This window comes from Haliscomenobacter sp., from assembly GCF_033763495.1.
GTDB lineage: Bacteria > Bacteroidota > Bacteroidia > Chitinophagales > Saprospiraceae > Haliscomenobacter.
In genome coordinates, this window is sequence record NZ_JANRKL010000035.1 from 72,126 (window position 1) to 90,701 (window position 18,576).

11 protein-coding genes are annotated in these 18,576 nt (G+C 46.3%); 3 read left to right on the forward strand and 8 right to left on the reverse strand.

Annotated features, from left to right (window positions below):
* Positions 1–236 precede the first annotated feature (236 nt).
* The 3 genes from SFV55_RS03710 to SFV55_RS03720 all read right to left on the reverse strand — a co-directional run bounded on the left by SFV55_RS03710 (position 237) and on the right by SFV55_RS03720 (position 4,109).
* Entirely contained in the window at positions 237–2,408 is a 2,172-nt protein-coding gene (locus SFV55_RS03710) for a tetratricopeptide repeat protein (RefSeq protein WP_320028115.1), read from the reverse strand.
* 460 nt (positions 2,409–2,868) lie between these two features.
* Positions 2,869–3,651 (reverse strand): TIGR02757 family protein, encoded by a 783-nt coding sequence (locus SFV55_RS03715; protein ID WP_320028116.1) that lies wholly within the window; start codon positions 3,649–3,651, stop codon positions 2,869–2,871.
* Positions 3,648–4,109, reverse strand: a complete 462-nt coding sequence (locus tag SFV55_RS03720; protein ID WP_320028117.1) for a regulatory protein RecX — start codon at positions 4,107–4,109, stop codon at positions 3,648–3,650. Before SFV55_RS03720 ends, SFV55_RS03715 begins: the two co-directional genes overlap by 4 nt.
* Positions 4,110–4,205: 96 nt before the next feature.
* On the opposite strand from SFV55_RS03720, the gene SFV55_RS03725 reads away from it, so the two are divergent.
* Entirely contained in the window at positions 4,206–5,030 is an 825-nt protein-coding gene (locus SFV55_RS03725) for a mechanosensitive ion channel family protein (RefSeq protein ID WP_320028118.1), read from the forward strand.
* A gap of 121 nt (positions 5,031–5,151) precedes the next feature.
* On the opposite strand, the gene SFV55_RS03730 is transcribed toward SFV55_RS03725, so the two are convergent.
* The 5 genes from SFV55_RS03730 to SFV55_RS03750 all read right to left on the reverse strand — a co-directional run bounded on the left by SFV55_RS03730 (position 5,152) and on the right by SFV55_RS03750 (position 12,500).
* On the reverse strand, positions 5,152–5,985 hold the full coding sequence (locus tag SFV55_RS03730) for a TPR end-of-group domain-containing protein (RefSeq protein WP_320028119.1): 834 nt from the start codon (positions 5,983–5,985) through the stop codon (positions 5,152–5,154).
* Between the two features lie 148 nt (positions 5,986–6,133).
* A complete protein-coding gene (locus tag SFV55_RS03735) occupies positions 6,134–7,012 on the reverse strand; it encodes an alpha/beta hydrolase (protein ID WP_320028120.1) in 879 nt (292 codons plus the stop codon).
* 140 nt (positions 7,013–7,152) lie between these two features.
* Positions 7,153–10,728, reverse strand: a complete 3,576-nt coding sequence (locus tag SFV55_RS03740; protein ID WP_320028121.1) for a family 78 glycoside hydrolase catalytic domain — start codon at positions 10,726–10,728, stop codon at positions 7,153–7,155.
* 87 nt (positions 10,729–10,815) lie between these two features.
* A complete protein-coding gene (locus tag SFV55_RS03745) occupies positions 10,816–11,862 on the reverse strand; it encodes a histidine kinase (RefSeq protein WP_320028122.1) in 1,047 nt (348 codons plus the stop codon).
* A complete protein-coding gene (locus tag SFV55_RS03750) occupies positions 11,859–12,500 on the reverse strand; it encodes a hypothetical protein (RefSeq protein ID WP_320028123.1) in 642 nt (213 codons plus the stop codon). Before SFV55_RS03750 ends, SFV55_RS03745 begins: the two co-directional genes overlap by 4 nt.
* A 235-nt stretch (positions 12,501–12,735) precedes the next feature.
* Between SFV55_RS03750 and SFV55_RS03755 the strand changes: the two genes are divergently transcribed.
* On the forward strand, positions 12,736–13,599 hold the full coding sequence (locus tag SFV55_RS03755; protein ID WP_320028124.1) for a hypothetical protein: 864 nt from the start codon (positions 12,736–12,738) through the stop codon (positions 13,597–13,599).
* Positions 13,600–13,822: 223 nt separating this feature from the next.
* Positions 13,823–18,529 carry a BACON domain-containing protein gene (locus tag SFV55_RS03760; RefSeq protein ID WP_320028125.1) on the forward strand — a complete coding sequence of 1,569 codons (4,707 nt, stop codon included), beginning with the start codon at positions 13,823–13,825 and terminating at the stop codon, positions 18,527–18,529.
* Positions 18,530–18,576 lie beyond the last annotated feature (47 nt).

Below are 18,576 nucleotides of genomic sequence, written 5' to 3' on the forward strand. Positions count from 1 at the left end.
TGAATGACCAATTCGTGAAAATTCGTGCAAGTCGTGGCCGAAAAAACTTTGCCGCAGGCAAAGCAAAATCCGCGTAGATCCGCCCAATCCGCGTACTCCGCGCTGCTATTGTGCCGCTTTTGCTTGAATTCAAACAAGCACCCTGCCCTTGCCACACAACCCTGAATCATGCGTAAGGACCAGCGGCAGCGCAAGTTGACCTGCTTTATTCAGGAATGGGGACTAAATGACATTCATTATTCCTTTCCCAACGCCCCTTTCGCCCAATCAAAATTCTTCCTGAATTCCACATAGGCAGGATACGCCTCGGATAATTCCTTCCAGAGCGCGTAGCAGTGTTGAAAATATTCTTTTGCTTTTTGTAGGTCTCCCAGTTTGTCTCGGTACAAAACGCCAAGTTTGGAATAGGATACAGCCAAACCGTTTTTGAAGGACACATTTTGCGGATAGGCCGCGTACAGTTCTTTCGATAATTCAATGTCTTCTTCAAAAAAAGTCAAAGCCTGTTGCAAATTGCCCAGGTCGCTGTGGGTTTGCCCGAGTTTTTCATACGAAATGGCCAAACCGTTTTTGAAGGACACATTTTGCGGATAGGCCGCGTACAGTTCTTTCGATAATTCAATGTCTTCTTCAAAAAAAGTCAAAGCCTGTTGCAAATTGCCCAGGGAGCTGTGGGTTTCACCGAGTTTTCCATACGAAAGGGATAAGGCTTCTTTGTAATGAACCTCATTCGGTTCTTGTCTACTCAATTCGAGATAAGTGTTTTGCATTTTTTCATAAACAAGTAATGCTTTGAGTAACTCACCTGTGTCGGTATAATAGTGCCCAATATTTTGATTCAGAATCGCTATGGTATTATTGGTTTGAGCAAATGCAGTTGTAAGAGCTTCGGCATAGCGTACAAATATGCTTGAATGTTTATAATTATCGAGGTGCAAATTCTCCCTGTTCAGTTGTAGAATCAACCCATCAATTAAAGGCTGGCAGTTTTCCAATAGATCAACTTGTTTGCTTCGCACCACCTCCTGCACTACCGGGCTACATTTAAAAGCTTTTCCAGCAGCATTGTATTCTATCCAGCCTTTTTGTTCCAGCGCAAACAAGTAAGTATCAAGATCGGCATGGTCAGGCAAGAGTGTTTCCAGGCGCTCAAAGGGGATACTTTCGGCGGGCAGCACGGCAAAGACGGAAAGTAGGCTGCTTTCTTCAGTGGGCAAGGCACCGAGGTCGTACATGGCCGCGATGATGGATTCCGGCGTCTCTTCGCGCAGGCCCTGGTAGATCGTTTGTACGCTGGTACTTTTGCTCAAGCCCAACAAACTCTGCTCCAGATCGCGCTTTAAATCCGCCAGGAGATAGTGTTTTTTTAGCTCATTGTTAAAGTGGTTGAGGTTTTTGGCCAGCAACTCCAATACGAGGGTATTGCCTTGTACTGCCGCGTAGATGTCGAAAAAAAGTGCTTCTTCAGCGGGCTCAAAGGCCGTGTAATGGGATTTGAAGGCTTGGAGAGCCTGTTCTTGGGGGAGCGGATTTATTTTGTAAAAAGCAGCTTGGCGGTATTTACTGATGCGGGTGGTTAGCAAGACATGAAAATTGCTGCAACGCTGCAATTGGGGCAAATAGGCACTCAAGTCATTGAGCTCATTGGCGTTGTCGATGATCAGCAAACAAGGCTTTTTGAGGTTGGCCATGGCCTGGAGCAGCACTTCGAGGCGTTGCTTGCTGTCCCATTTTTCATCAAACTTTACGCCCAAAGGCATGGCCAGCAACAAGAGTGCATCGGCAATGCTGTTTTCTTTAAACACCCAGGCGACGTGGGCGTACGCTTCCTGATAGGTATGGTAGTATTTGGAAGCAATTGAGGTTTTGCCTACGCCACCTTCACCGTTGACAAGCAGGAGCAGGTTGCCATTGGGGGCAAACAGTAAATCGTGGATGTGGAGGAGGTCTTCGGTTCTGCCGAGAAAGATTTCGGGCAGAAAGGGTGGGGGAGTGAGGAGGCGGGGAATTTCTACTCCGCTGTAATTGTGGACGTGGGTGGTGGTGTCACCAATTTTGATGTCGCCGCCCGCTGAAAAAGAGCCGGAGGCTACATTTTTGCTGTTCACGACCGAGATTGCATTTTCTACTTCCCCGGCCAGTTCCGGTTTTACCCCTTCTTTTTCAATTTCACTCACCAATTCCAGTAAAGCTGCACTGATTTGATTCCTGGTCACGGTTGCGTCTTCGAAATGGACAGTTCCGAGGCGGATTTGCTTGCGAATGTGGGCGAAACGGCCGGTTTGTTGGATGACCTCGTCGAGTTTCGGGCTGTTTTCGAGTAGGTCACGCAGTTGCTGGAGGGCGGCGGAGAGTTCGTCCTTTTGGATGTGGGTGCGGATATGGTCGAGGTAGGTCTGCAAGGCCATGGCTTTGGGTTTTGGTCTTGTGGTGAAGATAGGGGATAGGAGGGGAAAATGGAAATGTGGGGGGAGCATTGAATGCGAGATTGTGCTTTTGTTTCAGAACCCCCGACCCCTACAGGGGAGTACAGCCTACGTAAGTTTGTGGTTTATTTTTTTTAACTGAAGATCAAAATTTTAAACATACGAAAAATGTACTCCCTTTTAGGGGTCGGGGGTTGGCAGACATCGGCACAATGTCGCGCTGAATGCACCTCTTTTCTTAAATGGGTTTTTAAGGGCTAAAGCCCATTTTTAAAAGTCCTACAGACCACGCGCTAAAGCACGTGGCAATTCATGTCCTCCGCTTCTAAAATTCAGAAATGTCCGGTAGTATGGTTGTGGCTTATCTTACAAATATGGTGCATATTTAACCTTATCGAAAGTCTGAAACTTTCGATAAGGGTGCTTAAATGCTGCGTGTGCCTCAACTCCATTCCTTCCCCAATACCCCCATTCCAAACAAAGCAAAATCATATTTCACCGGATCCGTAGGGTCAAAACTCCGCAAGACCTCACTCAACTCCAGCACCGCCTGCCAATCCGTTTGTTTCCGCTCCAAAAGCCCCATGTTCCGTGCTACCCGATCCACATGTACATCCAGGGGAATCAGTAACTGGCTCGGAGAAATCCGGTCCCAAATCCCAAAATCTACCCCCTTTTTGTCCTTGCGGACCATCCAGCGCAGAAACATGTTCAAACGCTTGCAGGTAGAGCCGCGCAGGGGACTGGGGATGTGTTTGCGGGTACGCTCGGGCGCGTCGGGCAGGGAGAAAAACAGTTGTTGAAAGCCGGCCAGTGCGGATTCGGTATGCAGTGAAGTAGGGGAGAGGTGGCGGGCAAAAGCGTCCTCCAGTGAATCGTGCTGTCGGTAGTAGTGCTGAAAAAATTCCAGGAAATAGAGCGTATCGGTAGCCTGGAAGGTGCGGTGTTTGAAGTCCAGAAAAACCTTCCGATCTTCTTCCTGGTGGTGGAGCACAAAATCATAGGGTGCGCCATCCATCAGTTCCACCAGTTTATTGGCATTGTTGATGATGGTTTTGCGCTGGCCCCAGGCCAACATGGCCGTCCAAAAGCCCATGATTTCGCGGTCTTGTTTGAGGCTGAATTGATGGGGAATGGAAATGGGATCGGATTCAATAAAATCGGGGTGATTGTATTGTTCGACGGCAGCTTCCAGGAGTTGGTATAGGTTTTCGTGTAGGTTCATGCTTTTATTATGCGCCAAATCAATTCCGACTCGTACCCCTTCCGCATGGCGTACTGAGCCGTTTTTTGTTGAGCAGTAAAATGATCCTCTCCGCGCAGTTCTTCCAATTTTTTGGTGATGACTTTTTCAAGGGTGGCCAGATAGTCCTCCTCCTCAATTTCTTCCAAACCTTTGCGAATACAATAGTCAGAGACACGGCGCATCTGGAGTTCCTGCTTTATGCGATTGCGCCCCCAGGATTTGGTGCGGAATTTGCCTCGGGCATAAGATCTGGCGAAGCGTTCCTCGTTCAGGTAGTTGTCGGCAATCAGCTCGGCAATGATTTCTTCCAGGGTATCCCCATACACGGAAATTTCCAGGAGTTTTTGGCGTACTTCACTGTGGCAGCGTTCCTGAAAAGCGCAATACCTTTGCATTTTTTGGAGCGCTACGTCTTTGCCAGGAAAAGGTTTTTGCAAAATTAAAGGTTTTTTAAAGTGTAAATTTTCAGGCACGGAATATCTGCCTTATTTTAGCCAAAGCTAAAGATTAAGCTTTAACATCAAAATTTAAAAATGGAACCTACACAAGTTACGGAAAAGGCGAGCAAATTTATGGAATTCACCATGAATTTTGCCCCCAAATTAGCCGGTGCCCTCCTCGTTTTGCTAATCGGACTCTGGATTTGCAACTGGATTGTCGCGATCATGAGCCGCCGGATGGAAAAGACCAAGGTTGACCAAAGTTTACGTCCCTTTTTGCTCAGCCTGGTGAGCGTTTTACTCAAGGTGATGGTGGTGTTTAGTGCCGCCGGGATTGTGGGCATTCAAACCACGTCTTTCGTTGCCGTTTTGGGCGCCGCGGGATTGGCGGTAGGTTTGGCTTTGCAGGGGAGTTTGAGCAATTTTGCTTCCGGAGTGTTGATTTTGCTGTTTCGGCCATACCGGGTGGGGGATTTGATCACCGCCCAAGGCTTCAACGGAGTAGTTAAAGAAATTCAAATTTTCACCACAATATTGATGACTCCCGACAATCGGACCATCATCATTCCCAATTCAGCCATCACCAGCGGAGCAATTGAAAACCTGAGTTCTGCAGGCACCCGGGTTTTGGAAACCTTGGTTCCCATTGATCCCCATGAAGACATGGCTAAAGTGCGGCAGATTTTTGAAGAAGTGGCTAAACAATCGCCAGGTTATTTGGCGGAATTGCCCATCACCGCTCCGGTGGTAGCATTGTCACCCACAGCAACTACTCTGGCTTTTCGTTATAGTGTAGTACCTGATGTTTACCTGGAGGCCGAAGCCTATGCCAAAGAGGCGGTACGGAAGCGCTTCCTTGCTGAGGGTATTTCCGGTGAGCACGAGCCTGTGATGGAGGTGAAGTTGGTTCAGCAATAATATCTTTTCTAAAGTGCCTCTTTGGTGCCTTAGGTTTCTTAGGTGGTGAAATATTGACCTGCTACGCAGGTTTTAACTTTTTCACCACCTAAGAAACCTAAGGCACCAAAGACAACACACCTTAGGATAGCAACTTTCGTTTTTGCGCTACAAACTCCTCTTCAGTTATCAATCCCTTTTCTCGCAAATCGCCAAGATGGAGTACTTCGTCCAATACATCTTTCGGTGCTGCCGTGCTTTGAGTCTCCAGCAAATTGGGTTGTGGTTCAGGCAATTGTTTGATGATGCGGTAACCATTGGCTACAAAAGCCTCAAATTCAGGTTGTTTGCGTAGGTAGGCCAAAGCCTTATGCGATTGTATTTTGGAGATATCGCTGAACCCGTTTTCAATGGCTTTTTCCAAGTTTTGCAGCGCTTTTTCCGTGTTTTCAATCATGGAATAACAACAAGCCAGATTAAAATGTACACTAGGAGAGGTGATGTTGTCTTCCAGGGCTTTCAAAAAAGAGTCAATTGCTCCCTCAAAATCCATCCTGCGGAATTGCTCAATTCCACTGCGCTTGAAAAAATCCTCCTTTTTCATTTCCTTCCTTCCAGACCTGGCACCGGGGGGCACCTTACTGCTACGGAGCGGTTTTTCAATCAAAGCTGAAGGATCGGCCTCACTTTCTGTTTCATCGTAATAGGTTTCCCGCTGGGTTTGTTGCAGGCGCTTTTTGTTGTATTTTTCATCAAAATCCTCCTTGGGCATTACGAAGAAAAGGAGAGCGTCAACAAAACCCAAAACCATGGGGATGAGGAAAGCAGGCCCTTCGCCGTCAGCAGTGATCATGATGGTGATAAAGGAGAGCGCCATATACATCACACCTTGCCACCAGCGTTGCAAATAAAAGCGGTGGACGCCAAACATGCCTGCAAACAAGGCCAAAAATGCAGCTACAATTTTATTTTTCATACCAAACGGGTGAAGGCTAAGACCAAAGTAGCCAGTCTAAACTAGAATAATTCAATGCTTGTAAAGTTAAGTTTTTTTCGATTGAACATAAAAAAAGATTAGTCCAACTGGCGATTTGTATGGATGTTTGGATGAAAAATGAATTTAGTTACGGCAGCAAACCCTGTAATTTTAGCCAATCTCCGAACCGCTCGTACCAGGTATCGGTAGGAATGCCTTGTTTGCGCATTCCAAATCCGTGCCCTCCTTTTTCGTAGATGTGCAACTCAGCAGGTTGTTTGGCGTCGAACCATTTTTTGAAAATGTTGATGGAATGGGGCATAAAACCCAATTGGTCGTCAGCCGCAACGGCTACAAAAATTGGTGTTTTGGCTTTGGGAACTTCCGAACCCAGAATCGCATTTTCGTAGGCGTAAATGGGGGCAACGAAGTTGGGGCGAGTTTCATCTGTAGCTGTATATACTACCGACATGGTCAAGGTGCCTCCTGCTGAAAAGCCCATGAACCCAATGCGTTCGGGGTTGATGTTCATTTCTTTGGCATGCTCCCGAACATACTTGACAGCAGCTTGCCCATCAGCAGTAGCCAAAGGGATAATTGGGGCATTTTCTTCATCCAATTTTTTAAAATCGCCCATTTTTCCCATCAATTCCCGGACCGGATCATCCGTGAAACTGCGGGCTACCCGGTATTTTAGTACAAAAGCAGCAATCCCCTTGCTGTTGAGCCACTTGGCTACATCAACACCTTCACTATTGATGCTCAAAGTATGAAAAGCTCCACCAGGTGCAACGATAATGGCAGTGCCATTGGCATTTTGTGGAGAGGGGAGATAGGCGGTGATGGAGGGTTGCACCACGTTGTACACGACCTCGGAGTTGAACATGTTTTTACTGCTCGTTTGTTCGCTCCAGGTCCAGTTTTCAGAGCCCTTTGGTTTGCCTTGGTAGAGTTGAATGACTTTTTGGGCGTTCAAACTAATATTGGCTAGTGTGCATAAGGAGAGGAGGATAAGTGCTTTTTTCATGCTTTTGTCTGATTTAGGTAAAACGATGTTACGCTACTTGAGCTCCTCGAAAGCCTAAAACTTTCGAGGAGAGGTTTTGGATTTACATGTAAGTCATTGACTTTTATTGCATTGCAATCACATACTTAAACCAGCGAGCATTACTGCACTACAAACTTGTAAGTCCCAGAACCCAAAGGAATAACCACTTTATCATTGCTTACCCCCACGTCTTTCCACCCAACAAGGCTCCGACCCGACTCCTTAACTTGATTGATTTGCTTTGCTGGGAGATACAAGGTCGCCGAAGTATTAGCCGGAACAGTGCAGTTATAAACCAAGGTTCCATTTTCTATCTTCCATTCACTTTTGATGCGTCCATACATGGAATCAAAATAACCGCTGGCCGAAGTTATTTCACCGTTAGGATCAAGTGTAGGCTGCAGGATGAAAGATTTAAATGCAGGCACATTGAGGTCACGCTGAATGCCCAGCGAATAATGGTACATCCAGGCGGCTACCGCTCCGAAGGAATAGTGGTTGAATGAGTTCATGCTATTGTTGCCACCAAACCCGTTCTCCACAGTGTAGCTGTTCAAGCGCTCCCAAATGGTAGAAGAGCCGTTGACCACAGAATAGAGCCAGGAGGGGTATTCTTTATTGGTCAAAAGTTTGTAGGCCAAATCATGGGCTCCATATTGAGAAAGCGCCTCGCTGATGGCTGCGGTGCCGATAAAACCTGTCATTAAGGAGTACGCTGGTCGGGTTACCCCACTATCGTCCACATTTTTCCGCACAATACTTGCTTTAAAATGTTCGATAATTTTGGGTCTAATGTCAATACTGAAAGTATTTAAGGCAAGCGGAATAGCATAAGAAGCCTGGGTATCCATGAGGTTGCCTTTTTCAGACTGGGTGCGGGTATCGCTTTCATTGGGTGCACCCATAAATCCAGTCTTTATGCCCGATTTTACGGTTTTACCCTCTTCGTTCAGATAAGTTTTATTGAATTTTTCTTTGATTTTAAGGCTACGCTCGTTCAATGCTACATAATCGACGTTGTTCCCTAATTCTCGCGCCATTTTAGCGAGAATGTAAAGATCGTAGGCATAATAAGCCATCCAAAAGAGGGTATTGTCATTCTTGTTGCCTTCCGGGCTCAACCAGTCTCCCAAGGGGCCTTCGTTGAGGATGCCCGTTTGGGGCTCAATTTTTGTTTCCAAAAAATCCACGTATCGCTTCATCGCAGGGTAGTGCTCCTGTAAAAGTTGAATGTCGCCATACTGTCGGTAGGTTTCCCAGGCTACGGTGATGCCTGCACTGCCCCAAAGGGTACCACCAAAGCCACCGCCTACGGGTGCTACATCGGTAAAACGGCCATTTTCTGCTTGAATGTCCCGCATGGCCAACATGTGCCTGCGCAAAAACATGGGCGCATCGGCCAGATAGGTAGCTGCTTTTGAAAAAACAGAAATATCGCCGCTCCAGCCCATCCGCTCATTGCGCTGCGGGCAATCGGTGGGGATGGATAAGAAATTGCTGCGCAGCGACCAGGTGATGTTTTCCCAAAGTTTATTGACCAGTCGGTTGTTGGTTTCGTAAAGAGAGGACAATTTATGCACCGAACTCAGCACCAGGCCCTTTACATTTTCTACCGGGATGGCTGCATCGATTCCGGTAATTTCCAGGTATTGGTAACCGTGAAAGGTGAAACGCGGTTGAATCACTTCATCGCCTCCCTTGAGGATGTAGCGGTCCTGGGTCAAAGCGGCACGGATGTTTTCCAACATGATCATGCCTTCATTGCCTTTATAATCGGGCAATGTGGGATAGGCAATCTCGGCAAAACGCAGGTTGATCACCTGGCCTTTGCGGCCATTTTTGATCAAAATTTTGGGGATACCCACCATGTTTTGGCCCATGTCGTAGACATACACTTTGGGCCTAACTTCTTTTACCGAACGGGCAGTTAAGGTTCTGACGATTTTCACATTTTCGTCCATATTGCCGATCAGCTGGAAATCCTTGTAGTCAAAGGTGCTTGTTCTGCCCCGTTCAGTGAAGGTGCCGAGGTAGGCATTGCCATCCAGTGGGACTACACTGGCTGTTTTCCAGGCCACGTCATTAAAACCTGGGCTAGTCCAACCTTGAATTGCTGCCTCTTTTCCCGCATCGTACACTTCACCCTGGAAATAGGAGCCGTAACGGATGGGGCCATCGGTAAACAGTTTCCAGTCTTTGGAATTGGAGGTGATGATTTGTTCGCTGCCATCAACATAGGTGATCACCATTTTGGCCAGCAGGGATTGGCGGTCGCCGAAGAAGTTCCAACTTTCGCCGCTGTAGGTGATGTTGCCACTCCACCAGCCTTCGCTCAGCCATGCACCCAGCGCGTTCGCTTTACCTGCGATCAGGTTTGGGGTCACATCATAGGTTTGGTACTGGTGGTGTTTGTTGTATTGGGTCAATCCTGGATTGAAGTACTCCTCACTGACTCTTTTTCCATTGAGGTAAACTTCGTAAATGCCCCGGGCGGTGACGTACAAACGGGCTTTTTTGATGTTGCTTTTGGTTTGAAAAGCCGTTCTCAACATCGGGGTAGCGTTACGGGAAGCATCGGCAGTGATCAATTGTTGCCCTGAAAATCGATAGGCTCCGTTCTCTTTTGGGACATTTTTTAGCAGTTGATTGTTGCTGTCTTCAAAAACCACATTGCTGGGGAAGCGGAAGTTTTTTACGCTTAAATCCGAGAAATAGGCAGTTTGACCGGCTTCCGTTTTAAAACCCATATCGGCCAGCATGGGGAAGCTGATGAAGTTGTTGCCAGAACCAACTGGATTCAAATTCAGGCCACGAGAAGCAAAGGCTGATGTTGGAGCTGGCCCGGGCAGCGCCAATTTGTGGGCATTGTCGATTCCATCGACAAAAAACTCAAACAAACCAAAGTTGCACTCTGCATAAATCTGGTGTTTGTTGTACTTGTTTTGCTGGTTGATGATGTTTTGTGGGATGTCGAGGGATTGAAAAGGCACATCGGCCTTGTCGTTATTGGTATAACCTACCCGAAAAATATTGAGTTTGGCTTTCGATTCGGGGCTGTCATTGAGGCTGGAGATGTCCAGTTCAAGGGCGACATAGCTCTCGTTTTTGCCCTTTTCGACCCCCATCAAATTGAGGTAGCGGTTGGCCAGGCGGGTATCATTGGCGCCAAAGACGAAGGCTCCTTTGTTTGAGCCCGTATTTTTATCCAATTGAATGGCAAAACTGAATTTAAAAACGGATAAGTAGTGGGGGTAAAAGACGTCATCTGCTGCACCTCCGCCAATCCATTGGGCACCCGACCAGGCATTTTCGGAGGGGTCCATCAGACCCGTTTCAAACCAGGAAGAGGACTTGCTCTGTTTCCCCAGGTTGTCCCAAACGGTAAGCTCCCAGGTGTAGCGAGTACTGGGTTGTAAGGCTTCTCCAGCGTATTGGATCGCATGGGCTTGATCTGAATTGACTTTGCCGGAATCCCAAATCTTCAGACCTTTTTCATTTTTGACCGCAATTTGGTAAGCGTTTTGGGACACCCCACGGCTGGTGCCAGGGGCTGTCATTTGCCAGGAAAACTGAGGCGTGGTGATGTCTGTTCCCAGTGGGGTGGTGCGGTAGTTGGTTTTGAGGTTGGTCAAAGTGACCTGGGCGGTTGCCCCTATGCTTACTAAGATGAAGAGGGCAAGGAGTGCGTGTTTCATGCTTGCGGTAGGTTGTGGTTGAATAAGGTGTCCTGATATTGGTGGTAAGATAGGGGATAAATTTGATTTGGGAAAAAAAGCTGAACCTTACTCCAACTCCAATTCCAACTTCGCCACAAACTCATCTCCAGTACTAATCGTATTAAAATAGAACTTACCCGCATACAACAAATCCAGCCTTTTTTGCAAATTGACCAAACCAATTCCACTGGCGATAGATGGCTCGCTTGGCAGGGTAGTAGCCGTACCAATGGTATTCTGCAAAGATACCAGCAACTTTCCGTTTTGGACTTTAATTTTTCCATGCACAGCATAGTGCCCGCTGCGGTTGCGGCCCACGTGTTTAAAGCTGTTTTCCAGCAATGGCAGTAGCAACAAGGGGGCAATGGTCAAATTGGCGTCAGGCATGTCCAATTGTAGAGAGATGTCCATTTCTTCGCCAAAGCGCCATTGTTGGAGTTGGAAATAGTTGTTTAGGTGTTGGAGTTCTTTTTGCAAACTCACGGCTGGGCCAATCCCTTCATAGAGCACATAGCGCAAATTTTCGGACAGTTTGAGGATGGCTTCCGAAGTTTTGGGGTTTTCCTCCAGGGCCAGGCTATAGAGGCTATTGAGGTTGTTAAATAGAAAATGAGGGTCAAGCTGTGCCTTGAGCGCATCGAGTTCGGCCTGCGTTTTTTGCTTTTCGAGCTGCTGGATTTTTTGCTTTTGTTCTTGCTCCCGAAACCAACCACTGGACAAATTCAGCAAGGTGCTGAGAAGCCAAAAAACGCTGAGAAAGAGCAAAATCTGGAGGGGCTGATAATAGGAAATGAAGTAATAACCTGGAAAAATAAAGTCAACCAGGTACTCCATGATCAAAAAATACCCGGCGACTCCACTACACAATACCAAAAGGGTAAACAGGAGGAATCTCCAATATTGACCATTGGGGAGTAGGCGGTCAATCAAAAAAATGTTCCAATACACTACCCAGGTTGCTGGGCACAAAAACAGAAAGGTGTAGTAAAAATCGGTGCGGCTTGGAATGTTGTTGTATGCGGTGAGGCGGTAAATGACAAATCCGGCCACTGCCCAAAACAAGAGGTGTTGGAAGAACTGATTTTGGGCAATGGCCAGGATTGTTTTTTTCATTTTTTAACATATTTGCTCAGCACTTTGGGCTCGTCGTCTTTAAATAGTTGGGGATCACCACCGTATTTTTTTAAAAAAGCTTGCAACTCATTGCTTGAGGCTGTCAAAACGGTAAAAGAATCTTCTACTTTCTCGTGTTTGATACGGATTTTACGTTGTTTGAACAACTCTTCCATGTACTCATCGTTGAAAGGATAAACATAGATTTTTTCTCCCTTGAAAACAAGCTTGTAAAAATTGTGTCCAGGAATGTTGTGGGAAAGGTGCGCAACGTTATCCTTATTGTTGAACAGATTTATTCCTTTCTTTTTATTATTGTCCTCCTCTTTTTTTACTCTGGCCTCCTCCTCGTCGCTGACAGCTTCTTTGCTCAATTGCACATCCAGGAAATAATGCGCTCCAATTTTGACCATGCCCGTTGCATAAATTGCATGATAATTCCCCGATCGGCAACGCAACTCGTACATTTTTGAATCGTCTACTTTACTGAATTTCCAGTACATGCCCTCTTTGTCCTTCCAAGTGGCGAGCAATTCCTTCTTCTGAACCAGCGTCTCATTGGTGTACAAAGGATACAATGAGGTGATACAGGATTGCATCAGTAATAAAAGCAAGGCTACAAACAAAATCTTTTTCATGGTGTTCTTGGTTTTTATCCGCGCAGGCGGCTGATTTCTGATACAAGGTTACTGGGAAAAAAATTCTCGAATTGGAATAGTCGGTCAAAGGCGTGGGAAAGTAGGTGAATGGAAAGTTGCGCTTCGACTACGCTCAGCAACCGGCGCTTCGACTACGCATAGTGACCAACCGCTGGGCGTAGCCGTAGCGTAGATTATTAAACTTTTTTTAGCTTTGCTGCTCAAAAAACTAATCTTGCGCTACCCATCAATTCAATGGTTTAACCCAAAATATTTCACCTCTACGGTGCTGTTACAAACTGCAGCCTGCGGCCTGTTGTTGGGACGAGCCTGGCAACACCTTTTTTGGGACGCTCCTTACCGTGAATTTTTGTGGGATGAATATTGGATGAAAGACTTTGTCTCGCTGATTTTGGGGTTGAGTTGGTCTGAATACGTAGGCAATCCGCTCTATGATGAACGAATCCAGCTTTTTTCAAAAGGATTGGGATATTTTTATTTGTTGGCTGCAGGGGCGGCAGTAGGCATCAAATGGTTTCCCCGCCTAGCTCGAACTATCTTAAGTGCTGCAAGTGGGACATTATTGATATTGGCATTGATTGTCTGGAAAGAGCAAGGTTGGCAAATCGGGCAATTGCTGGAGCAAAGTTTGCAGTGGGCTACGCCTTTATTGTTGGTGGCAAACAATAAGAGCACAATTCCGAAGCAATGGGTTCTTTTGGGGGCAAGAGTAATCATTTCATGCACTTTTATCGGACATGGTATGTATGCCCTGGGTTATTACCCGATACCTGGCAATTTTTTGGAAATGACCATGCGTTCCTTGAGTATTGGAGAATACCCAGCCCGGCAATTTTTGTTGCTGATTGGTGTATTGGATGTATTGGCAGCGTTGGGAGTGCTTAGACCTAAAAGATTGAAAACCGCTATTTTTGCTTACCTGATTGCCTGGGGTTTGTTGACTTCCTTGGCGCGTGTATGGGGTTATTTCAGCTTAGAATTTATTGAAAACTGGCTGCAAATGTGGTTGTATGAGCTGTTTATTCGCTTCCCTCATTTTATGGTTCCCTGGTTTTTATGGCTGGAAGAGAAAAAATAAAATGAGAAAAATGTTAAACTTGTAGACTGATATTATTTTTTTTTTTTACTTTTGGAGCACTTCAAAGCGTAAAAACTGAAATGACTTTTAAGCAGCGTTATAGTTTTTTTTTTCGGTATTACTCCATTCCTTGAAAATTCACAAAACTTAATCACTTATCATTATTTGGAATTGCTTGTGCTTTTTCCTCCCGATCTATTATTGTAATAAATACCTCAATAATATGAAACTGTACGGTACTACTGGTTTACCCATGAATTTTATTGGGTTTTTGGTTGTTTTTTTGTTATCAGGGCTAAGTGCTCCAATGCTTGCACAACCCTGGTCGAAAGGAATGCTTATTTCTACCCCCCAAAGGTATGGGGTATTGCGCAACAATGCCGAGCAATACTTTAAAACCAAAGGAACTTCAAAGGGGTCGGGTTATAAACCCTACAAGCGTTGGGACAATTACTGGGGCTCAAGAACAAATGCCGAAGGAGCATTCCCTCCAGCGAATGTTCGTCAGGATGAGTGGAACAGGTACATCGCTCAGGCTGCCATAGCACCTGGAATTGGGGGGTCAAGCTGGACTAGTTTAGGCCCAAATTCTTCAACTGGCGGGTACGCAGGGATCGGAAGAATCAACCGGGTTGCGTTTCACCCCACTGATGTTAATACCTTTTTTGCCTGTACCGCAGGAGGAGGTTTGTGGAAAACCAGCAATGGTGGAAGTTCCTGGGCCAATCTCACGAATAGCTTGAGCCGTTTGGGAACCAGTGACTTAGTAGTGGATGCCAGTAATCCCAATATTCTTTATTTGGCCACTGGGGATTGTGATGCTGGCGATACCCCCTCTATTGGTGTACTTAAATCTACCGATGGGGGCGCGAGCTGGAATCCTACTGGTCTAACTTTCAACGATGGTCAATACGTTTACATTTATCGCCTTATTCGCCATTCGAGTAATGCAAACATTCTACTTGCGGCAACCAGCCAGGGAATCTATAGAACGACCAATGCAGGCCAAAGTTGGAACTTAACTTTGAGTAGTAGTTGGATTTTTGATTTGGAGCAAAAACCAGGCGCACCTACCACTTATTTTGCTGGTGGCTATGACACCCAAGCTAGGATATACATTTCTACAGACGAAGGTTCTACCTGGACCGTGCGGTCGACCATTACCAATGCCTGGCGTACTGCCATCGCTGTAACCCCCGCAAACCCTAATTTTGTAGGTGTTTTGGCAGAAAAGTACTCCGATGATTCTTTTTTAGGCTTTTATTCATCGAGTGATGGTGGATTGAACTATACTTTGCGTTCCAGTACTCCAAACATCTTAGGTTGGGAAAGCAACGGAAGTGGTGGTTCAGGTCAAGGATGGTACGACTTGTCATTAGCTATTGATCCTACCAATGCCAACACCATCTATGTTGGGGGAATCAATACCTGGAAATCCACCAATGGAGGTACTAACTGGACAATCAACACTATGTGGTATCCCGAAAGCCAGTCTGTGCCAACCGTACATGCGGATAAACACGATTTGGCTTTTCAAAACAACAGCAGTTTGTTTCAGTGCAACGACGGCGGAATTTATAAAACCACCAACGGTGGGTCAAGCTGGACTGATCTTTCAAATGGGATGACCATCAGTCAAATGTACCGCATTGGAGTTTCCCAAGCTGATGCCAAAATTATTGCTGGATTGCAGGACAATGGCACCAAATTGCGCAGTACAACTGGAACTTGGACGGACGTGATTGGAGGTGATGGAATGGATTGTGCTATTAACCCCAGCAATGCAAACGTTTTGTACGGAGAATACCAATCGGGTGGCCTTCAGCGCTCTACTAACGGTGGAACCAGCTGGACTGAAATTATTCCTGAGAATGGCAGTGCAATTGGAGCCTGGATCTCACCAATAGTAATTGATCCAAATAACAATCAAACCCTTTACTTTGGCACCAATCGGGCGGTTTATAAATCTACCAACCAAGGTACAGCTTGGACCAAGATCACCAATACCTTGACCCTGGCCAATGACGTTAATCACATTGCAGTGGCCGCCTCGAATTCCAACTACATCTATTTTGTCACCGGTACAAACAATGTGAAAGAAATTTACCGAACGACAAATGGTGGAACGAGTTGGACCAAAATGACAACTCCAATTAGTGACCGCGTTTCCTGGTTGAGTGTCAACCCTACGGATCCGAACCTTATTTACATCACTTTTGCTAATTATTCTTCTGGTAATAAGGTTTTTCGTTCCAGCGATGGGGGCAGCACCTGGACCAATATAAGTGGGACCTTACCCAATTTGCCCGCCAACTGTATCGTCTATCAAACTGGCAGCAATGGTGCACTTTACCTTGGAATGGATGCCGGGATTTTTTACCGGGACAATTCGATGAGCGATTGGTCTTTGTTTAATTCAGACCTTCCCAATGTGGAAATTTTTGAATTGGAGATCAAATACAATACCAACAAAATCCTGGCTGCAACTTATGGCCGTGGGTTATGGGAATCTCCATTGTATTCTGTTCAGGGTCCATTGTTGACCGTGTCGCCAGCAACACAAAGTGTCGCCTCCACAGCTGGGAACTTTGCTGCGACAGTAACTTCAAGTGCGGCTTGGAGTGTTAGCTCAAATGCTAGTTGGCTAACAGCTAGCTCAAATGCAGGTTCAGGCAATGCGAGTGTTACCGTAAGCCATACAGCCAATACAGGAGCACAACGAACTGGAATCCTTACGTTTACGAGTTCCGGGCTTTCTCAGACAATCACGGTAACTCAGGCAACAGCACCTAGCCTTAGCGTAACACCTACGAGCCAATCTGTTTCTACTCAGGCTGGAAGTGCCAATATTAGCGTTACCTCCAATGTGGCTTGGAGTGTAAGTTCTAATGCAGCTTGGCTTACCATTAGCCCAAATTCTGGAAGCAATAATGGGACGGTTGTAGCGAATTTTTCTGCTAACACAGGCGCGGCCCGCACTGGAACTTTGACGTTTACCGGCGGGGGCATTACGCGTACCGCTACAATCGCCCAGGCAGCATCTGCCTCGTTGAGTGTAACACCAACAACCCAATCAGTTGCCAAGACATCAGGCAGTTTCAGTATTACAGTTAGTTCCAATGTTTCTTGGACAGTAAGTTCTAATGCAGCATGGTTGAAAACCAGCGCCAGCTCTGGAAACAATAACCGAACGATTACTGCAAATTATGCTAGCAATAGTGGTGCCGCAAGAACTGGTACCCTTACGTTTTCGGGTGCTGGAATTACCCAAACCGTTACGGTAAATCAGGCTGATGGGCGAAATTTTTGGGTAAGCCCCGAAACTTATGCTGCACCGGCTACTGCAGGTAGTTTTTCCTTCAATATTAATTTGTCTTCCGTTTCAACTTGGGGAATTAGCAATAATTCAAACTGGCTTTCTTTAAATCGGAGTTCAGGTACTGGCAATGCCAGCATCACTGTTACCCATTCGGCTAATACGAGTTCAAGTCGTACAGGTGTCATCACCATTATTTCTGGCATAGAGTCAAGAACTGTTACCATTACCCAAGCTGGCAACACAGCTCCTGTATTGAGCATTAGTCCAAGCACAAGATCAGTTGCCAATGCAGCAGGTAGCTTCGTGGCCTCGGTAACGGCTAATGTTCCCTGGACTGCAAGCTCCAACGCGAGTTGGTTGAGTATTGCCCCAAGTTCTGGAACAGGTAATGCATCTGTCAACTTAACCCACACTGCCAATAGTGGAGCGGAGCGGGTTGGTGTGGTTACCTTGAGTGGAGGAGGTGCTACGACGAGCATCACGGTAACCCAGGCTGCTGTGGCAAGTTTAACTGTAAACCCAACGAGCCAATCCGTACCTGCGAATGCCGGCAGTTTTAGCATCACGGTAACTGCTAATATTGGTTGGACGGTGAGCTCTAACGCGAATTGGCTTACCGCCAACCCAGGATCAGGAAGCAACAATGGTACAGCAACTGCTAATTATTCGGCCAACACGGGGGTAGCCAGAACTGGAACCTTGACATTCAGCGGAGCTGGAATTACGAGAACGGTAACAGTGTCCCAAGCTGCACCTACGGCCAACTTCCTAACCGTAAGTCCAGGAAGCAAAACCTTGGCAGCAGGGGCTGATACTTTCCAGGTTATCGTCAGTTCTAACGTAGCGTGGAGCTTGGTTTCCTCTGGAACATGGATGATGCCTGCTGGAACCAATGGCAATGGCAATACAACTAGCGTCATTTATTACCAACAGAACCCGAATACGGTTTCACGAGTTGACACCCTGACTTATAGCGGGTCCGGGATTGTTCAAAAGGTAGTGGTAAGGCAAAATGCAGGTACCGGCAGCAGTTTGGACGTTTCTCCTAGCACCATCAATACAACTGTAGCAGCATCGAGCGTGTTGGTCAATATTACATCCAATGGCTGTTGGACGGTTTCGGATAATGCAAGTTGGGTATTGCCTGGAGCTACTGAGGGGGTGGGTAATGCTAGCCTGTCGCTTTTCATCCAGGCAAACAGCGGGGTGGCCCGAAGTGCAACTGTAAACATTGACGGAAATGATGGCATACAAACCGTAGTCATCAATCAGGCAGCTGCGGCAAGCCTGATTGAATCTGAACTAGCCTTTGTTCCTCAGAATCTTCAGTCTAGCATACAATCTGCCTCCACGATACCCAAGATGGATTTGTTCCCCAACCCCGCACAGGATATGGTTAATATTGTACTTGATGCCGTAGATGTAGAACAGCAGGAGGTTCAATTGGTAGTTATAGATGCTTATGGTAGAGAAGTTATCAAGCAAAAAGTGAATGGGGTTTCTACCAAAATTTCTTTAACTAACTTATCGAATGGTATGTATACATTCAGTATGCTTTTGCCTAATGCAAAAATGCTAAGTAAAAAACTGATTGTAACCAAAACGGAGTAAAGTGAGATAAAAAGGCCCTCAAAACTTAGCAGTTTTGAGGGCCTTTT

Bases quoted from the DNA above. Each gene is read 5' to 3' on its own strand.
- SFV55_RS03710 (WP_320028115.1), bottom strand. From the start codon at position 2,408: ATGGCCTTGCAGACCTACCTCGACCATATCCGCACCCACATCCAAAAG.
- SFV55_RS03715 (WP_320028116.1), bottom strand. From the start codon at position 3,651: ATGAACCTACACGAAAACCTATACCAACTCCTGGAAGCTGCCGTCGAA.
- SFV55_RS03725 (WP_320028118.1), top strand. From the start codon at position 4,206: ATGGAACCTACACAAGTTACGGAAAAGGCGAGCAAATTTATGGAATTC.
- SFV55_RS03730 (WP_320028119.1), bottom strand. From the start codon at position 5,985: ATGAAAAATAAAATTGTAGCTGCATTTTTGGCCTTGTTTGCAGGCATG.
- SFV55_RS03735 (WP_320028120.1), bottom strand. From the start codon at position 7,012: ATGAAAAAAGCACTTATCCTCCTCTCCTTATGCACACTAGCCAATATT.
- SFV55_RS03740 (WP_320028121.1), bottom strand. From the start codon at position 10,728: ATGAAACACGCACTCCTTGCCCTCTTCATCTTAGTAAGCATAGGGGCA.
- SFV55_RS03745 (WP_320028122.1), bottom strand. From the start codon at position 11,862: ATGAAAAAAACAATCCTGGCCATTGCCCAAAATCAGTTCTTCCAACAC.
- SFV55_RS03750 (WP_320028123.1), bottom strand. From the start codon at position 12,500: ATGAAAAAGATTTTGTTTGTAGCCTTGCTTTTATTACTGATGCAATCC.
- SFV55_RS03760 (WP_320028125.1), top strand. From the start codon at position 13,823: ATGAAACTGTACGGTACTACTGGTTTACCCATGAATTTTATTGGGTTT.